Origin of the sequence: Vannielia sp., assembly GCF_029212645.1 — a bacterium.
GTDB lineage: Bacteria > Pseudomonadota > Alphaproteobacteria > Rhodobacterales > Rhodobacteraceae > Vannielia.
Window position 1 is genome coordinate 16,886 of the sequence record NZ_JARGND010000025.1, and the last position, 16,416, is coordinate 33,301.

Here is a 16,416-nt window from a genome sequence, read left to right on the forward strand (position 1 = left end):
GCACATTCAAAGGCTCGTTGAGCGCCGCGGCACCCCGCTACTCAGCCGGTCATGCGGCAGATTTCCCAAGGGTCACGGTATTGCGTCCCTGCGCTTTGGATGACATCAGCGCCTGATCCGCCCGGTCAATCAGCGCGTCCAAAAGGACCTCTGTCGGCAGGTCAGGGGCATCGGTTGCATCCGGTGCCGTGCCGCCGATAGCCACCCCGATTGAAACGGTTTGGTGAAGCTCATTGTTATCGGGTAGGCGAATTGGTTCCGCTTCGATCAATCTGCACAGGCGCAATGCCGCTGCCTTGGCCTCCTCGGAGGTGGTATTGGGCATGGCGATGAGAAACTCCTCGCCGCCAATCCTTGCCACCAGATCAACGCTGCGCATATTGCGCGCGATCCGCCCTGCCACGGTGCACAAGACCGCATCGCCCGAGGCATGGCCCCAAGTATCGTTGACCCGTTTGAAGTGATCGAGATCAAGGACCATCACCGCGAAGGGTTGGTTTTTCAGCAGGGCTGATTCACGCATCCGGGCCAGGTGGGGCAGAGCGTAACGGCGGTTGAAGAGGCCGGTCAACGGGTCAGTCAACGCCAGTTTAAGCCCATCACGCACCCGGCGGCGCAACTGATCGGCCTCGTGCTTCCTGATGAGTTGCTGCGCGACCCTCAGGGCAAATCCCTCCCCTTCCAGCGGCAGCTCAGCCACATCGGCGGCCCCGAGATCCAGTGCCATTGCCGCCATGGCGGGGTCGGACTGTGGCAGGAGTACTACGGCGGCAGAATGGCGAGACCATCGCCGCGCCCGCAGCTCACTCATCAATTGCAGCCCGTCGCCCGGCTCATCGAGGGTGGCGGCGATGACGTAAAGGTCCTGCACATTGGGGTTGCTGTCTTTCAGGGCGGAGGCGCGGCTGAGAACGGTAATGCGATGTGATAGGTGAGGTGCCAAAGCATGCTTCCAACGCAGCGCTTCCGCAGGATCCCTCGCCACCAAGCCAATCCGTGCAGGCCGGGTAAAGCTGCTACCGGCCTCGGCCAGCCCCAAGGCTTGGCTTGTCGTGCCGCGCAGCCGCAATTCATCAGAAATTTCGCGTGTTCGCAGCAGGTTACGAATGCGCGCGAGCAACAAGGCTTCGTTCAGCGGCTTGGGGTGAAAAGCATCGGCACCGGCAGAAAGCGCATCGCGCGCCATGCTTTGCGCAGTCATCTCAGCGTTGGGGGTGCCGGTTACAATCACCGGCAAAGCGGCGGTTTCACGGTTGTTGCGAAGCGCCCGGACGCTGTCAAGTGCCGTGCACTCACGGCCAGTATAGTCGAGAATCACCAGGCGCGGCCGCACCCGGCGCACCTCGGTCAGCACGTTGGTTGCACTGTCACGCGCACAAACGTCGTAACAGGCTGTCGACAGCTTGACCTTGAGCACAATGCGGTTGGTCGCCACATCGTCCACGATCAGGATACTTCCCGGCATCGCTTATTTCCTTCCGTGGATATCCGCGACCTTTTCCCTATTCCGCCTACTCTGTATGCAGATTGGTTAAGAAAACCTTTCCAAGCGTCAACGAGGTGGAAAATGAAGCGGGATGTGGCCGAAACAATAGCGCTCAAGGCCTTGGGCTGGCTGGCCGGAAATGATGATCTATTGCCCGTTTTCCTTGGTTCCACTGGCGTTTCGGAGGCCGATTTGCGGGCGCGGGCAAGTGAGCCGGAGTTTCTTGCCTCTGTGCTGGATTTCCTGACGATGGATGACCAATGGGTGACCGAGTTCTGCCAATCGGAAGGCTTGGACTACACCACACCCATGCAGGCGCGGACCTATTTGCCCGGCGGCGACCTGCCAAACTGGACCTGAGCCGGTGAGGCGCGCCGCAGGTTTGCTGTTTGATAAAGACGGCACGCTTTTTGACTTCCAGAAGAGCTGGGCGCGCTTCACGCTTCGGCTCATTGATCGCTTGGCAGAGGGGGATGGCATGGTTAGCGCCAGGCTGGGTGTTGCCCTTGGGATCGCGCCGGATACAGGCCGCTTCTTGCCCGACAGCCCAATCATCGCGGGCACACCTGATGCGGCTGTGATTGCGGCTCTGCCCCACCTGCCCGGTTGGACGGCCGCGTCGCTGACGGATTTGATCAACACTGAAGCTGCGCAGGTGCCGCAAGTTGAGGCCGTTCCTCTGCAGCGGCTTTTCACCGCTCTTGCAAGCGCGGGCCACCCGCTTGGGATTGCCACAAATGACGCTGAGAATAGCGCGAAGGCCCACCTTCAAGCCGCTGGAATAGAGGAATATTTTGAGTTTATCGCCGGTTATGATAGCGGCTTTGGTGCCAAGCCAGAACCCGGTCAATGCAACGCCTTTACAAAGGCCGTCGCCCTGCCGCCAGAGAGCTGCGTAATGGTTGGCGACAGCCTGCATGATCTCATCGCCGGGCGCGCTGCCGGGATGCGCTGTGTTGCCGTCCTTACCGGCGTTGCGGATGCAAAAACCCTCGCGCCGCACGCCGATGCTGTTTTTCCTGATATCGGCCATCTGCCCGCATGGCTGGCGCAAATCTAACTCTTCTGTCGCATCTTCGCGCTTTGTTAACGCGTATCTCCTAGTCTGGCCAACGAGTTAACTGTGGTGATTGCATGCATGGGCTGATCAATCGGGCGGTGCAGTGCTTCGTGCGCGATATCTACGGGCCGCAGGCCTGGGCAGAACTGGCCGCTTCGGTTGGTGTGGGTATCGAGGGTTTCGAGGCAATGCTGGTCTATGAAGACAAGGTAACGGAGCAACTGGTCTCCGATCTGGCACGGCTGCGCGGGCGGCCCGCCTCGGATATTCTGGAGGATCTGGGCACCTATCTCGTTACCCATGAAAACACCCGTGCCATTCGGCGACTGCTTCGCTTTGGTGGTGAGACCTTTCTGGAGTTTCTCTATTCGCTGGATGATTTGCCCGATCGGGCCCGCCTTGCGGTGCCGGAGCTTGACCTGCCGCAACTGCGCCTGAGTGAATTGGAGCCGGGGCGCTACATCCTGCATGCAAGCTCTCACCACATCGGGTTTGGCGCGGTCTTGGTAGGGATTCTGCGCGCTTTGGCAGATGACTATGGCACCTTGGCGTTGCTCGAACTCACAGGGGAGCATCCGCACGAAGAGCTGCTGGCGATCGAATTGCTCGACGCCGATTTTGCCGAAGGCAACAGCTTTACGCTCGGGAGCGGGCTGGCCTCTTTCAGCCAGGAAGGTGCGGCGTGAGCATGAATCCCGGCCAGGAACTACATGGGGGCGATGGCGAAGCCCAAGGCCTGCCGATCATGCCCGAGGCGCTTGATCGGCTGATGCCAATGCACCTTTTGCTCAACCAGGCAGGCCATATCACCCGCGCCGGGCCAAGCCTGCAAAAACTGAGGCCAGATCAACAGCTTGCAGGCGCGCGGTTTCTTGAGGTCTTTGAGTTGAAACGCCCTGCCGGAGCAACGCGGGTTAGCGACTTGCTTCGCGCTGAAGGGGGGCGACTGCGGCTCACTTTTCGCTCGTGTCCCCGGACCGGTTTTGTTGGGCTGGTCTCCAAGCTGCCGGGGGACGCCGGGCTGATCGTCAACCTTTCTTTCGGGTTCAACGTGATCGAAGCCGTGCAGGACTATGCCCTTACCGGGGCGGATTTCGCGGCCACCGATCTGGCGGTTGAAATGCTCTATCTGGTTGAGGCCAAAACTGCGGCGATGAGCGAATCCAGAGCGCTCAACCAGCGGCTTCACGGGGCCAAGCTCGCCGCTGAGGAGCAGGCCTATACCGATATCCTCACCGGCCTCTCCAATCGCCGCGCCATGGATGAGGTGCTTGAACGGCTTACCACATCCGCAAGCCGGTTTGGGTTGATGAACCTCGATCTCGACTTTTTTAAATCCGTCAACGACACCCTTGGGCATGCCGCCGGGGATCATGTGTTGCGAGTGGTTGCAGAGGTGCTGCGTGCCCAGACCCGCGAAAACGATTTGATCGTGCGGGCGGGAGGGGATGAGTTTGTGCTGATCTTCGTGGGCACATCAAACCTCGACCAGCTTTGCGATCTGGGGCGCCGGATCATCGCGAGCCTTGAAGAGCCGATTCCCTTTGAGGGTGAAGTTTGCCGGATATCGGGGAGCGTTGGCCTTACGGTTTCGGATTTTTATACGGTGCCCTCCGTCGAGCAAATGATGCAGCACGCTGATGCCGCTCTTTATGCGTCCAAACGGGGAGGGCGCGGGCGGGTCACGGTTTACACGCCTGAGTTGGATGGCATGGCACCAGCTGGCTAGGTGTTCAGCCCCAACATGTGGTGGTTTATTGATATATGACCATCAAAAGACTGCCCTATGGGGCAGGTTCGTCGCGGCAGCGCCCTAAACATTTTCCGGCAGGCGATTTGCGCAGCTGATCTGCCGAGAGGGCTCCCAAACCGCCAGATCTGGAAAACAGCGATTTCAGATTTCGCCCGCAAAGCCGGATCCCTCCATAACCTTATACCCAGAGTATCTATCTGGAACTCGGGGTCGGATCGGTTCATCCTAAATCCGCTCCGGAAAATGCCGGGACTGATCAACTGGCTGTGCAGGTTCAGCACCTACAGAGGCACCCATTCGGCGTGCAACTGCGTGAAGCACTGTCGGCTCAGGGGAGGTAAAACGGCTGGTACCCCGTAGGGGAATCGAACCCCTCTTTCCAGGTTGAAAACCTGGCGTCCTAACCGATAGACGAACGGGGCAGGGTCCAGCCGTGGGGCGCTGTGTAGGCAAAGCAGCGGGGCGGCGCAAGAGGTTTTTATCCCGCTCTTGCGTTATTTTTCGCGTGGCCTTTCCCACCTTGTCCCTCAACATGACTGGGGATTGCCGGGTGGTGGAGGTGACGGGGTTGAAAGCCTGGCCTCAAGTCCAGGATAGCCGGTCAGAGAGGCCGTTTCGGTGGCTCTTCAGGGGGCAATCTGGGGTTGTATCAACCCGTTGCGGAAGGTGTGATCCGGGTTTTGCAAACTTCGGGCAACCCTAACGCCCGGTCAAACGGGTGAGGCGTCTTCAAGCCGGAGTTGCGGGCGCTGGCGGCCCTGCCAACTGTTCACTTCAAGCCGTCCCGCAAGGTGAAATGCGCCGCCGCGATGCTCTAGCAGGGCCTTGCCAAGCGGACCATCGGCGAGGCGAAAGCCGATGGCATCCAAGCGATGGCCCATCGCGGTGCGGATCGAGAGCTTCAGGTGGCCGTCGCCCACCACGCGGGCATCGGCGATGGCAACCTCGGGCAGCGCGAAGCGGGGGGCGGGGGCGGAGGCACCAAATGGTCCTGCCTGTTCCAGCTGTTCAATCAGGTCAACGGTGGCGGCGGTGGGCAGTAGCATCCCGTCCAGCCGCAGATCGCGCGGGCCGCTGGCGCCCGCGCCCTGGCGGGCCAGCAGGTCACTCAGGCGCTCCATCGCAGGCTCAAGCTGCGCCTCGGAAAGCGACAGGCCAGCCGCCATTTTGTGCCCGCCGCCGCGCTCGATCAGCCCCTCGGCCTGCAATCGGTGAACCGCAGCGCCAAGATCAACCCCGGCCACAGACCGCCCCGAGCCCTTGCCAAGCCCGCCTTCCAGCCCGATCACGACGGCGGGGCGGTTGGTGGCCTCCTTCAGGCGCGAGGCGACGATGCCCACCACGCCGGGGTGCCAGCCCTCGCCTGCGGCCCAAACAAGCGGGGCCTCAACGCCACGCGCCTCTGCCTGCGCCATGGCACCTTCCTGCACCTGCGCTTCAATTTCGCGCCGCTCATGGTTGAGCGCATCAAGCCGTTCGGCCAGCGCCTGCGCCTCGGCGGTGTCATCTGTCGCAAGCAGGCGGGCGCCTAGATCGGCCTTTCCCACCCGTCCGCCTGCGTTGATCCGCGGCCCGAGCAAATATCCAAGGTGATAGGACGTTGGCGCGCGGTCCATTCCGGCCACATCGGCAAGCGCGGCAAGGCCCGGATGGGCGCGGTGGGCCATCACCCTCAGCCCTTGGCGCACCAAGGCGCGGTTAACGCCAATCAGCGGGGCGACATCCGCAACCGTTGCCAAGGCCACAAGATCCAGAAGTGTCATCAGGTCGGGCAGGGGCGCGCGACCGATGCCGCGCATCTGGCGATTGGCCTCGACCAGCGCCAAAAACACCACCGCCGCCGCGCAGAGATGCCCCAATTCGCCGCTTTCGTCCTGTCGATTGGGGTTTACCACAGCGAGGGCGGGCGGCAGGGTTTCACCGCCGAGGTGATGGTCAAGCACCAGCACATCGGCGCGCCCCTCAGCCGCTGCGAGGGCCTCGTGAGACAGGGTGCCGCAATCGACGCAAATGATCAGGCTGTGACGCGCCGCCAGCTCACCAATCGCGGGGGCGTTGGGGCCATAGCCTTCTTCGATCCGGTCGGGGACATAGAGGGTCGCGGCCATGCCGAAATGGCGAAACCAGCGGATCAGCAGCGCCGCAGAGCTGCCTCCATCCACATCGTAATCGGCAAAAACGGCAACATGTTCAGAGGCTTCTACCGCAGCGTTTATCCGGGCGGCGGCTTTTTGCATGTCTTTCAGTCTGCGCGGATCTGGCAACAGATCGCGCAGGCTGGGGGCCAGGAATGGCTCTGCCTCTTCCGGGGGAACGCCGCGTTTGACCAGCATCCGCGCCAGCGGGCCGGGCAGCCCGGTGCCTTGCGCCATGGCCTCCGCCAGCCGGTCCTCATCGGCGCTGGGGCCGACCCAGCGGCGGCCTGTGAGGGAGTGTTCAACGCCGAGGTAGGCGGCAGCCATCACATCGCGGAGGTGGGGTTGCGGTAGATCATGTGACGCACCGAGCCGGTTTTGGAGCGCATCAGGATCGTTTCGGCGGTGAGATAGCCCACCTCGCGCTTGATCCCGGCGACCAGCGAACCATCGGTCACGCCGGTGGCGGCAAAGATCACGTCGGCCCGCACCATCTCATCGCGGCTGTAAATCTTGTCGAGATCCTTGATCCCGGCCTTCTTGGCACGGCCGCGCTCATCATCATTGCGGAAGGTGAGCCGGCCCCACATTTGCCCGCCCATGCACTTCAGCGCCGCGGCCGCGAGCACGCCTTCGGGCGCACCGCCGGAGCCCATGTACATGTCGATCCCGGTTTTTTCCGGCTCGGCGCAGTGCATCACCCCGGCGACATCACCATCGGTGATCAGGCGAATGGCGGCCCCGGTGGCGCGGACTTCGGCGATCAGATCAGCGTGGCGCGGGCGCTCCAGGATGCACACGGTTATATCCGCCGTGGAGGCCTGGCGGGCGGCGGCCAGCAGGCGCACCCGCTCAGAGGGGGTTTGATCAAGGCTAACAATGCCTTTGGGATAGCCGGGGCCGATGGCGAGCTTGTCCATATAGACATCGGGGGCATGCAGCATCGAGCCGCGCGGGGCCATGGCGATCACGGTGAGCGCGTTGGGCATGTCCTTGGCGGTGAGCGTGGTGCCCTCCAGCGGATCAAGCGCGATATCCACGGCGGGGCCTTCGCCGGTGCCAACCTCTTCGCCGATGTAAAGCATCGGCGCTTCATCACGCTCGCCTTCGCCGATCACCACCACGCCTTTGATGTCCAGCGCGTTCAATTGCTCGCGCATCGCGTTGACGGCGGCTTGGTCGGCGGCCTTTTCATCACCGCGCCCGATCAGGTTGGCCGAGGCCAGTGCCGCAGCTTCGGAAACGCGGGCAAGGCCCAGCGAGAGCATACGGTCATAAAATTCGGGTTTATCGGTCATCTGGGGGGCCCTCGGTGTGAATTTGTTGCTGCTTGGGTAGCCTTCCCCCCGTGGCGGCGCAACCCCGCAGCCACCCTGCAAAGCCCTGTTAGCGCCAGCGTTAGCGCCTAGATGTGCTCAATCCGCAGCGCAACCGGCTCTCCCAGCACAACGCCCGTGCCAGCAACACCTTCCAGCGCGGCGGCGAGGGACTGCGAGGTGGTTTTATGGGTGACAAACAGCACCGGTGCCGCCTCATCGACGTGGCCGTATTGGCGCATCCGGTCAATCGAAACTCCGGCCTCACCAAGGGCTGCGGCAACCTTGGCCATGGCGCCGGGGCGGTCCTTCAGGTCCATCCGCAGGTAGTAGGGCGCGGCGGAGGCGGACATGGCGGCGGGGGCTTTTTCAAGCGTTTTCGAGGGTTTGCCAAAGACCGGCAGGAAGGAGCCGCGTGCAAGATCGCAGATATCGGAGAGCACGGCAGAGGCGGTGGGCCCCTCGCCAGCGCCCGGCCCGCTCAGCACGATCTGCTCGACCGCGTCGCCCTCGATCACCACCATATTGGTGCCGCCTTCAAGCTGGGCGATGGGCGATTCCGATGGCACGAGGCAGGGTTTCATGGATTGCTCCAGCCCGCGGCCTGTCATCTGGGCAACGCCCAAGAGCTTGATTCTAAAGCCCATATCGGCGGCGTGGCGGATATCTTCGAGGGTGATCCTCTGGATGCCCTCAATCTCGATGCCGTCAAAGTTGACCTGCGTGCCAAAGGCCAGCGACGACAGGATCGCCAGCTTGTGGGCCGCATCAATCCCGCCAACATCAAGGTTGGGATCGGCCTCCAGGTAGCCAAGCTCGGCGGCCTCGACAAAGAGCGCGTTATAGCCCTGCGCGGTGCTTTCCATCCGGGTGAGGATATAGTTGCAGGTGCCGTTCATCACACCCATCACACGGGTGATCTCATTGCCTGCAAGACCCTCGGCAAGGCATTTTATCACCGGGATGCCTCCGGCCACGGCAGCCTCGTAACGGATTGATCTGCCTGCATCTTCCGCAAGTTCGGCCAAAGCATGCCCGTGGATGGCCAGCATCGCCTTGTTGGCGGTGATCACATGCTTGCCCGCCGCCAACGCGGCCTCGGTGGCATCCTTGGCGGGGCCGTCTTCGCCGCCCATCAGCTCAACGAACACATCCACATCCGCGCGGGTGGCCAGCGCAACGGGGTCATCCTCCCAGGCGTAGGTGGAGAGCGGCACGCCACGGTCCTTGCTCTTGGAGCGGGCCGAGACGGCGGTGATCTCGACCGGGCGGCCGCAGCGGGCTTCGATCAGCGCGGCGTGGCGGCGGATGATCTTCACCACCCCAACACCAACGGTGCCAAGACCTGCAATTCCTAGGCGAAGCGGGTCACTCATGGGGGGCCTCCGGGCGCTGGGATCAACTGTTGCGCTGGGCTTTAGCCGGGATCACGCCGGGGTGCAACGCGCGGCGGGCTCAGGAGGCGTGGCGGCGCACCGCAGCGGCCATGCGCGCCCGGGTTGGCGGATCAACCACCGGGCGCTTGAGGCGGGCGGCGCGGGCGCGCAGGGCGGCGGTGCGCGCGGCGAGGCTTCCGGCAACGGCGACGGGATCAGCCATGGGCGCATCGGCGCGGGTCAGAAGGCTATCCAGCGGCACAAGTGTTGGAAAGCCCGCATCATTTGCCGAGGCACTTACGGCTGCGTCCAACTCGGGGAACTGGGCGCAGCCAAAGCAGGCAAGGCAGGCAGCAAGAAGGGCAAAGCGGCGCATTATGGCTCCGGTTGAGGCTGGAGAGACCTTAGCGGGGCTGCACGGGGGAGGGCAAGGCGGGCGGGGGTTGCGCTATCATTTCGGTTGAATTGAACGCTCGTTCAGTAGAAAGTGACGGGATGGCCCGCAAAGCAGGTTCCCACGCAGAGATCACAGGCCCCAAGGTTCGCGAGGAGGCGTTGCGGCTGTTCGCGCAATATGGCTATGCCGCCGTGTCGATGCGCCAGATCGCCAAGCATGTGGGCCTTCAGGCGGGCGCGCTTTACACCTACACGCCCGACAAGCAGGCGCTGTTGTTCGACTTGATGCGCGACCACATGCAAAAGGTGCTTTCGGGCCTTGAAGACCTGCCAGAGGGCGGCCCGGTTGAGCAGCTTGAGTGGATGGTGCGCTATCACATTTCCTACAATTTGAGCCACAAGGATGGTGTCTTCATCAACTACATGGAGTTACGCAACCTAAGTGAAGAGAATCATTTAGAAATTTCCCGTTTGCGTGGGGTGTATGAAGACGCGGTAGAGGCCATTTTGATTGCCGGTCAGGAGCGCGGACTCTTTCAAATTCCCGACACGCGGCTTGCCACGATGGCCGTGATCGCCATGCTGAACGGTGTGAACACCTGGTATCGCGAAAGCGGGCGGTTGAGCCTGGAACGCGTGGAGCAGATTCACTGGAACATGGTGCGCCGCGCCGTGACGGGAAGTTAACCCGCCGGGGTTAACGGCGGGTTTCCGGGGCGTTGCGCGTGGCTAGTGGGCAGGTTTCACGAAGGTGCCGTTGCGCAGGTCTGCCATGGCCTGGCGCAGTTCTTCGGGGCGGTTCATCACGATGGGGCCGTGCCAGGCGACCGGTTCCTTGATCGGAGCGCCCGAAATCAGCAGGAAACGCAGGCCTTCCGGCCCCGCTTGCACTGTCACCTCGTCGCCGGTGCCAAAGCGCACAAGGGTGCGGTCCCCTGACATATCGCGGATGTTAACCTCCTCGCCGCGCACCTCTTTTTCCAGCAACACACCGGCGGGTTGAGAGGCATCGGCAAAGCGACCGGACCCGTCAAACACATAGGCGAAGGCGCGGCGATAAGTGTCGATCCTGAAGGTTTTCTTGACCCCCGCAGGCACCTGGATATCAAGATACTGCGGGTCGGCGGCGATGCCATCAACCGGGCTTTTACGGCCCCAGAATTCACCGATGATCACCTTCACGCGAGTGCCGTCATCGTCAATGATTTCAGGCAGTTCGCTGCCTTCCATGTCCTGGTAGCGCGGCGCTGTCATCTTGAGCGAGGCGGGCAGGTTGCCCCATAGCTGGAAGCCGTGCATCTGGCCCGAAGCGTTCCCCTCGGGCATTTCCTGGTGCATGATCCCGCTGCCCGCTGTCATCCATTGCACCGAGCCTGCGCCAAGGGTGCCGGTATTGCCCAGAGAGTCTGCGTGGGTGACGGTTCCGGAGAGCACATATGTGATGGTTTCGATGCCGCGATGGGGATGCCAGGGAAACCCCTTTTCAAAGTCTTCCGGGCGCTCGTTGCGAAAGTCATCGAACAGCAAAAAAGGGTCTAGTTCCTTAGGGTTATGGAACCCAAAGGCACGGTGTAGCTTGACGCCAGCGCCCTCAACCGTGGGGGTGGCGGGGCGAAGTTCGGCGACGGGGCGAATAGACATTTTGCTGAGCCTCCTTGTTGCAGGATGCTCAATAGGTAGGGGCGCAGGGGTTGGGTGACAATGCGCACAAGGCTGCCAAATATAGCCCGGAGGCCTGCGATAGCGCACAGGCGTTGCGCCCTGAGGTGGGGCTGCTATGAGGGGCTATGAGACAAGAGCCTGATATCCGCCTGCACGCCTCCTTGCCGCGCCGCTTTTTTGCCGCCGCGATGTTCGCGATGCTTGCTTTTTTCCTGTATAAACAGGGCTTTGATGGGGGTGGGCCGGCTTGGGTTCGGATTGTTCTCACATTGGCTGGAACCGCCGTAATGGTGATGGGCGTTTGGCTTTGGAGCGCGACGGAAGCCACGATTGTGCTGGAGGACGGCGAGTTGCGCACCTCTAACGGGCGGCTTTTGGCGCGGGTGGACCAGGTTTTGCGCGTCGAAAAAGGCGCGATGTCGATCAAGCCTGTGGGTGGTTTCACCTTGAAACTAAAGGAAAAAGGGCCTCGTGGATGGGCGCCCGGCCTGTGGTGGAGCTTGGGGAAAACGGTGGCCGTGGGCGGCGTGACGCACCCGGCGATGGGCAAGGCGATGGCGCAGCTCATCGAGGCCGAGATGCTGGCGTTGCGTCAGGCGGACGAGGCCGATTAACCCTGAAAAGCAAGGGGCCACAACCGATACACGTCCCATGCACAAGTGATGCACATGTCATTTGACATAGCGGCGACGGGTTAACCCGCCGCGCGGTTGGCACGGCGAAGGGCCTTCACCCCGCCAGCAAATGCCCCCTTTGGACACCACATCAGCCCGCCCGGCGCCACGGCGCGAGCGGAGCGCAGAACCGCCCCGGCCGCAAAACGAAAACCGCCCCGCTGCCCTGTGATCGGGCGGCGAGGCGATGATTGCCGGTGAGAGTCCCGTTCAGGATTAGCTGCCAGCGCCGCCGTAATCCACTTTCGACGAAAAACGGGGGCGGGTGACGATGTAGTTTTCGAAGCTGGACGCCGGGATGCCGGCGTTGAACAGCGGTTCATAAGCCATGAAGGTTTCGAGCAGGATCACCGTGTCGCCCTGTGGCATGAAGGGGATCTTGTCCTTGTAGGTTTGAATGCCGGCATGGTCGATCGGGGCGCGGCCTTCGGTGGCATAGGACCAGTCAACATGCAGGTGGCGGGCGGCGTTCGTGCAGTCTGACATGCATTTCACCGTCGTCACCCGGATATAGGTGGGGTGGCGCGTGTTGGTGAGGTAGTCATAAACCCCGTTGAGACCGGTCAGGTAGGTGTCGGTCACGGTTTCGGTTTCACGGCTCAGCATGTCGGCCAGCGTATAGCTTGCCTTGAGGTTGACGTTTTGGGTTTTGAAGGCATCAAACCAGACGAAGCTGGCAACGTAGAACCAGCAGAGCAATGGCAGGATCAGCGCTGCTTCCACCGAGAGAGTGCCGGTGGCATCTTCGCGGAAGCTCTTGAGGCGTGCCGTGAGCAGATTGATCGAGGTCAGCATGGTGTTATCCTCCTGCGCCGGGTTCGTTGACGAAGGCCGAGGAGGAGACAATGGCGTAGTGCTCGCCATCCACCAGCGGCAGCTTGAGGCCAAGGCCGGTTGCGTAGAACCAGGGCTTCGTGATGGCGCAGGCGCGCACGATCATCATTTCGTTCTCGGCGCCGCCAGCGAAGGCGGGGGTGATCGGGTTTGACTTGTCCTGACAGGTGACCTGCGGCGGCAGTGGGGTCCAGGTGGATTTGGACACCGGCTGAAGCTCGACCAGCAGGGCGTTCATGCAATCGGGGATGATGCCCGCGCGGTTGCAGATGGTTTTCTTGATCTCGTCGTGGGTGGGCGGTGTCCAGTGGCCGAGGCGCAGGTCGCGCACCGAAAGGTCAACCGCGCGCTCCAGCATCACCTGGCGCGTCATCAGCATACCCGCTTCGAAGCAGGACATGAAGATAATGATGAAGATTGGAAACAGGATCACGAATTCGATCGTGGAGCTGCCGTTATCGGCTTTTCGAAAGCGACGAAGGCGGGCGGCAACTGCGCCCAGCCTTGTGCTTGATGGATCAAATTTTGGCATTGTCTTCCCCATTTACAGCAGCAGCCGAAGCATGTTGATTTGCCGCGCGATGGCGTTGAACGCGTCGGAGATCTCGGTGCCTTCCACGCGGAAGAAGTGCGAGGGCGAGGTGGCGCAGCTTTTCATCACCCCGGCGGAGTAGTTGGTGACCTCAAAGCCGATGGTGAACACCAGGATGCCTGCGTCTTTGGCGGCGGTGCAGATGTTATCGAGCATCCCGTCAGCCTGTGAGGCGGAGTATTTGCGGTAGTAATAGTTGCCGCGGTTCGAGCGGTTCACATAGCGGTAGAGGTAATCCCACAGGGTGTAGCGGTTCCAGTGGTTATACTCGGACGTGGAGTTATAGGCCCAGTTTTGGATGCGGTAGGTATCCACGTTTTCACCGTCGGTCATCAGCACCACAACCTTGAGGGTTTCCTCATCGGAGTAAGCGGCGGGGCGGGCGGAAAACACGTTGTCTACCGTGCCGCCTGCGGCCAGTTGCGAAACGATCGGGCGGGTCGAGGGATCAAGCAGGGCGGTGCCCCATTTCATGCCAAGGTGGATCGCCGTGTTGGCGCGGGCGCTGTAGTTATCAATCGTGGTCTTCAGCGCGTCCCGGTTTTGCGAGAGCGGCACGATGCGCTCATAGGTTTGCATCGGGCAGCCCGGGTTCCGGATGGGGCGATAGCTGCTTGAAGACCACTCGAAGTGCTGCATCTGGGTGTAGGACTTGGTCATGCTGATCGAGGTTTCTTCAAAGTCCTCCTCATCAAAGTCGATGCAGTGCGAGTAGTTGTGCGAGGGCTGCGACGATGTGTTGAGCTGGTTGAAGATCTCCGGCCCTGCATTGACCTGCGCGGTGTAGGGGATCAGCGACAGCGAGATCAGGTCCTGGCTTTCGTCGCGCAACACGGTATCGACAAAGTCCTTGGCGGCGTCGCGCAGGTGCCCGATCTTGCCGTTCGAGCCCATGGAGCCGGAGATATCGAGCACCAGCGAGATTTCCACGTTCGAAACCCGCTCTTCGGCGGTGCCGACGGCGGGGGCGCTAAATTCGCTTATGCCCGCCAGGCCCAGAAGGAGGGTTTGGACTTCGGCCTCGGTGGTGGCCGAGACGGTGCGGTAGTTCAGGCCCTGCTTCACTTCAACGTCGACGAGGAAGTTCGAAAGCCCGGCTTTCTGGAAGTAGTCTTCCACCACCTCGGTTGGTTCAAGGGTTTGGTCGAGGTCGGCGGCGGCCAGCACCGCGCGGTCAAGGGTGTTTTGCAGTTTGGTGCGGGTCACCTCATAGCGCATCACATCGACGGCGATGCCAACCGCGAGCGCCATGCAAACGATGAGAAACAGCGAAAAGACCACCAGGGAGCCTCGTTGATCTTCAACGAAGTCGGCAAGGCGATGGCGCAGGCCGGGAGGGGCGGTTGCCTCATTGGCCTCCGGTGTCATCGCCCCCGCGATCTGTTTGGTCTTGGTGTCGGCCATTTTGTCCGCCCTTTCCATTCCCTGTGCCCGCGGTCTCTACCTGATGTCAGGCCGGAGTCGTGGCAGACGCATTAAGCGCTGATATGGCGGTGTGACGGTGGCTAAATTGGGGCAAAGGGTTGGTGGAAGATGGGTCATTTCACGTAGATCCGGTGGCTTTCAGGGTTGGAAATGGCGGCTGGGGACGGGCTTTCCCAATCCATCCAGCCAGCCGCCATGCCCCCAGGGTGCCCCCATCCAGTGAGCTGTCCGCCGGGGCCGGGAATGCCTGTGGCACCGCGCCGGCCCGTCGCTCCTCCCCTTAGTTGGTGAGGCGCAGGGTCGAGATTTGGCGGGCGATCGAAGCGAAGGTGTCGGTCATCTCTTCGCCTTCAATGTCGAAGTAGTGCGACGGCGAGGTGGCGCAGCTTTTCATGACGCCTGCCGAGTGTGACGAGACTTCCACGCCGATGGTGTAGATCGTGATCTTGGCGGCCTTGGCGGCTGTGCAGATGTTGTCGAGCATGCTGTCGGCTTGTGACGCGGTGTATTTGGTGACGGCGTAGTTGGACCAGTTGGTCCCGTGTGCGCTGGCCCATTGGGAGAGCGAGTACTCGTTCCAGCGCGCGATCTCTTCGGCGGTGTCGTAGTATTGCGGCTTCAGGCGCGTGGTGTTCACGTTCTTGCCGTCGGTCATCAGCACGATCACCTTGGTGGTGTTGTCGCGCCCATAAGCGTAGGGGCGGCCAGCGAAGGCGGGGTCCACCTCGCCCGAGAGGGCCATGTCGGCGATCAGCGGCTTGAACTGCGGGTCGAGCAGGCCCACGCCCCACTTCATGCCGAGGTGGATCGCGGTGTTGGCGCGCGGCTGGTACTGGTTGATCGCGGCCTTCAGCTCGGTGATGTTTTCAGAGAAGGGGATGATCTCTTCGAATGAGCGGTTGGGGCAGCCGGGGTTGTCGATCGGGTTGGTCGAGGAATAGTAGGCCTGGAAGTGTTCCATGTGGTCGTAGCTAGTGCTCATCGAAATGCCGGTTTCGTCAAAGTCGGACTGCTCGAAATCAACGCAGGACGAGAAGCTGTGCTCGCGCGACACGTTAAGGCGATCCATGATGCCGGCGCTGGCGTTCACCTGGGCGGTGTAGGGCACCAGCGACACGGAGACGGTGCCGGGCTGTTCGGTGTTGATCACGATGTCAACGAAAGAGCTGGCGGCGGTGCGCAGGTGCTCGATCTTGGTCTGGCCGCCAGACGAGGCCTGCTCGCGCATTGAGCCGGAGATATCGAGAACCAGCGAGATTTCGACGTCGGTAAAGCCCGAGGTGGCGGTGCCGGTGGACTTGGCTTCCATCTCGTCAATGCCAACCATGCCCAAGAAGTACATTGGCATCTTGGTGTTGGTGTGCGCGGTAACTGTCTTGTGGTTCACACCCTGAACAACCTGCACACCTTCAAGCTGGTTCGAAAGGCCCGCTTTTTCGAAGTAGTCCTCAACCACCACTGTGGGGTCCATGGTCTGCTCCATGGAGGCGGCGGCCAGCACGGCGCTGTCGACGGTGTTTTGCAGGCGGGTGCGCGCCATCTCGGTGCGCATCACATCAATCGCGAGGCCGACGGCCAGCATCATGCAAATGAAGAGAAAGAGCGAAAGGACGACCAGGCCCCCTTCGTCATTCCGCGCAAAAGCGGCAAGGCGGTTAGGACGCTTGTCGGGGGTGTTTGCAGTCACGGTCATGGGTCGCACCAGTT

At 61.8% G+C, this 16,416-nt stretch carries 16 protein-coding genes and 1 tRNA gene; 6 read left to right on the forward strand and 11 right to left on the reverse strand.

Features of this window, described 5'->3' with window-relative positions; all coding sequences use genetic code 11:
• Positions 1 to 49 precede the first annotated feature (49 nt).
• Positions 50 to 1,465 (reverse strand): diguanylate cyclase, encoded by a 1,416-nt coding sequence (locus tag P1U55_RS09615; RefSeq protein WP_301047360.1) that lies wholly within the window; start codon positions 1,463 to 1,465, stop codon positions 50 to 52.
• A 102-nt stretch (positions 1,466 to 1,567) separates the two neighbouring features.
• Between P1U55_RS09615 and P1U55_RS09620 the strand changes: the two genes are divergently transcribed.
• From P1U55_RS09620 to P1U55_RS09635, 4 genes are all read left to right on the forward strand, one after another.
• Positions 1,568 to 1,846 (forward strand): DUF3572 domain-containing protein, encoded by a 279-nt coding sequence (locus P1U55_RS09620; protein WP_301047361.1) that lies wholly within the window; start codon positions 1,568 to 1,570, stop codon positions 1,844 to 1,846.
• A gap of 4 nt (positions 1,847 to 1,850) precedes the next feature.
• The gene (locus P1U55_RS09625) at positions 1,851 to 2,546 is read left to right on the forward strand and encodes an HAD family hydrolase (RefSeq protein WP_301047362.1); all 696 of its coding nucleotides are present in this window, start codon (positions 1,851 to 1,853) and stop codon (positions 2,544 to 2,546) included.
• A 74-nt stretch (positions 2,547 to 2,620) separates the two neighbouring features.
• Complete coding sequence (locus tag P1U55_RS09630) at positions 2,621 to 3,232, forward strand: heme NO-binding domain-containing protein (RefSeq protein ID WP_301047363.1); 612 nt, start codon at positions 2,621 to 2,623, stop codon at positions 3,230 to 3,232.
• Positions 3,233 to 3,234: 2 nt separating this feature from the next.
• A complete protein-coding gene (locus P1U55_RS09635) occupies positions 3,235 to 4,275 on the forward strand; it encodes a diguanylate cyclase (protein ID WP_301047387.1) in 1,041 nt (346 codons plus the stop codon).
• Positions 4,276 to 4,646: 371 nt separating this feature from the next.
• On the opposite strand, the gene P1U55_RS09640 is transcribed toward P1U55_RS09635, so the two are convergent.
• The 5 genes from P1U55_RS09640 to P1U55_RS09660 all read right to left on the reverse strand — a co-directional run bounded on the left by P1U55_RS09640 (position 4,647) and on the right by P1U55_RS09660 (position 9,502).
• Positions 4,647 to 4,721 (reverse strand) — tRNA-Glu (locus P1U55_RS09640).
• 288 nt (positions 4,722 to 5,009) lie between these two features.
• Positions 5,010 to 6,761: a single-stranded-DNA-specific exonuclease RecJ gene (recJ, locus tag P1U55_RS09645; protein WP_301047364.1), complete on the reverse strand. Its 1,752-nt coding sequence runs from the start codon at positions 6,759 to 6,761 to the stop codon at positions 5,010 to 5,012.
• Positions 6,761 to 7,732, reverse strand: coding sequence for a class II fructose-bisphosphatase (glpX, locus tag P1U55_RS09650; protein ID WP_301047365.1), 972 nt, complete (start codon positions 7,730 to 7,732; stop codon positions 6,761 to 6,763). The genes recJ and glpX overlap by 1 nt, the downstream gene beginning before the upstream one ends.
• 107 nt (positions 7,733 to 7,839) lie before the next feature.
• The gene (locus P1U55_RS09655) at positions 7,840 to 9,126 is read right to left on the reverse strand and encodes a homoserine dehydrogenase (protein ID WP_301047366.1); all 1,287 of its coding nucleotides are present in this window, start codon (positions 9,124 to 9,126) and stop codon (positions 7,840 to 7,842) included.
• A 79-nt stretch (positions 9,127 to 9,205) separates the two neighbouring features.
• Positions 9,206 to 9,502: a hypothetical protein gene (locus tag P1U55_RS09660; RefSeq protein WP_301047367.1), complete on the reverse strand. Its 297-nt coding sequence runs from the start codon at positions 9,500 to 9,502 to the stop codon at positions 9,206 to 9,208.
• A gap of 119 nt (positions 9,503 to 9,621) precedes the next feature.
• On the opposite strand from P1U55_RS09660, the gene P1U55_RS09665 reads away from it, so the two are divergent.
• Positions 9,622 to 10,209 (forward strand): TetR/AcrR family transcriptional regulator, encoded by a 588-nt coding sequence (locus P1U55_RS09665; protein WP_301047368.1) that lies wholly within the window; start codon positions 9,622 to 9,624, stop codon positions 10,207 to 10,209.
• Positions 10,210 to 10,251: 42 nt separating this feature from the next.
• Here the strand turns inward: P1U55_RS09665 and P1U55_RS09670 are convergent, their stop codons facing one another.
• A complete protein-coding gene (locus tag P1U55_RS09670) occupies positions 10,252 to 11,163 on the reverse strand; it encodes a pirin family protein (protein ID WP_301047369.1) in 912 nt (303 codons plus the stop codon).
• Positions 11,164 to 11,381: 218 nt separating this feature from the next.
• On the opposite strand from P1U55_RS09670, the gene P1U55_RS09675 reads away from it, so the two are divergent.
• Positions 11,382 to 11,798 (forward strand): hypothetical protein, encoded by a 417-nt coding sequence (locus P1U55_RS09675; RefSeq protein WP_301047370.1) that lies wholly within the window; start codon positions 11,382 to 11,384, stop codon positions 11,796 to 11,798.
• A gap of 276 nt (positions 11,799 to 12,074) precedes the next feature.
• Here the strand turns inward: P1U55_RS09675 and P1U55_RS09680 are convergent, their stop codons facing one another.
• The 4 genes from P1U55_RS09680 to P1U55_RS09695 all read right to left on the reverse strand — a co-directional run bounded on the left by P1U55_RS09680 (position 12,075) and on the right by P1U55_RS09695 (position 16,402).
• The gene (locus tag P1U55_RS09680) at positions 12,075 to 12,653 is read right to left on the reverse strand and encodes a pilus assembly protein (protein ID WP_301047371.1); all 579 of its coding nucleotides are present in this window, start codon (positions 12,651 to 12,653) and stop codon (positions 12,075 to 12,077) included.
• A gap of 4 nt (positions 12,654 to 12,657) precedes the next feature.
• Positions 12,658 to 13,224: a TadE/TadG family type IV pilus assembly protein gene (locus tag P1U55_RS09685; RefSeq protein ID WP_301047372.1), complete on the reverse strand. Its 567-nt coding sequence runs from the start codon at positions 13,222 to 13,224 to the stop codon at positions 12,658 to 12,660.
• Positions 13,225 to 13,236: 12 nt separating this feature from the next.
• A complete protein-coding gene (locus P1U55_RS09690; RefSeq protein ID WP_301047373.1) occupies positions 13,237 to 14,688 on the reverse strand; it encodes a TadE/TadG family type IV pilus assembly protein in 1,452 nt (483 codons plus the stop codon).
• Between the two features lie 301 nt (positions 14,689 to 14,989).
• Complete coding sequence (locus tag P1U55_RS09695) at positions 14,990 to 16,402, reverse strand: TadE/TadG family type IV pilus assembly protein (RefSeq protein ID WP_301047374.1); 1,413 nt, start codon at positions 16,400 to 16,402, stop codon at positions 14,990 to 14,992.
• Between the last annotated feature and the right edge of the window lie 14 nt (positions 16,403 to 16,416).

Excerpts from the sequence above, each read along its gene's own strand:
- P1U55_RS09615 (WP_301047360.1), bottom strand. The coding sequence starts at position 1,465 with ATGCCGGGAAGTATCCTGATCGTGGACGATGTGGCGACCAACCGCATT.
- P1U55_RS09620 (WP_301047361.1), top strand. The coding sequence starts at position 1,568 with ATGAAGCGGGATGTGGCCGAAACAATAGCGCTCAAGGCCTTGGGCTGG.
- P1U55_RS09630 (WP_301047363.1), top strand. The coding sequence starts at position 2,621 with ATGCATGGGCTGATCAATCGGGCGGTGCAGTGCTTCGTGCGCGATATC.
- P1U55_RS09635 (WP_301047387.1), top strand. The coding sequence starts at position 3,235 with ATGAATCCCGGCCAGGAACTACATGGGGGCGATGGCGAAGCCCAAGGC.
- recJ (WP_301047364.1), bottom strand. The coding sequence starts at position 6,761 with ATGGCTGCCGCCTACCTCGGCGTTGAACACTCCCTCACAGGCCGCCGC.
- glpX (WP_301047365.1), bottom strand. The coding sequence starts at position 7,732 with ATGACCGATAAACCCGAATTTTATGACCGTATGCTCTCGCTGGGCCTT.
- P1U55_RS09655 (WP_301047366.1), bottom strand. The coding sequence starts at position 9,126 with ATGAGTGACCCGCTTCGCCTAGGAATTGCAGGTCTTGGCACCGTTGGT.
- P1U55_RS09660 (WP_301047367.1), bottom strand. The coding sequence starts at position 9,502 with ATGCGCCGCTTTGCCCTTCTTGCTGCCTGCCTTGCCTGCTTTGGCTGC.
- P1U55_RS09665 (WP_301047368.1), top strand. The coding sequence starts at position 9,622 with ATGGCCCGCAAAGCAGGTTCCCACGCAGAGATCACAGGCCCCAAGGTT.
- P1U55_RS09670 (WP_301047369.1), bottom strand. The coding sequence starts at position 11,163 with ATGTCTATTCGCCCCGTCGCCGAACTTCGCCCCGCCACCCCCACGGTT.
- P1U55_RS09675 (WP_301047370.1), top strand. The coding sequence starts at position 11,382 with ATGCTTGCTTTTTTCCTGTATAAACAGGGCTTTGATGGGGGTGGGCCG.
- P1U55_RS09680 (WP_301047371.1), bottom strand. The coding sequence starts at position 12,653 with ATGCTGACCTCGATCAATCTGCTCACGGCACGCCTCAAGAGCTTCCGC.
- P1U55_RS09685 (WP_301047372.1), bottom strand. The coding sequence starts at position 13,224 with ATGCCAAAATTTGATCCATCAAGCACAAGGCTGGGCGCAGTTGCCGCC.
- P1U55_RS09690 (WP_301047373.1), bottom strand. The coding sequence starts at position 14,688 with ATGGCCGACACCAAGACCAAACAGATCGCGGGGGCGATGACACCGGAG.
- P1U55_RS09695 (WP_301047374.1), bottom strand. The coding sequence starts at position 16,402 with ATGACCGTGACTGCAAACACCCCCGACAAGCGTCCTAACCGCCTTGCC.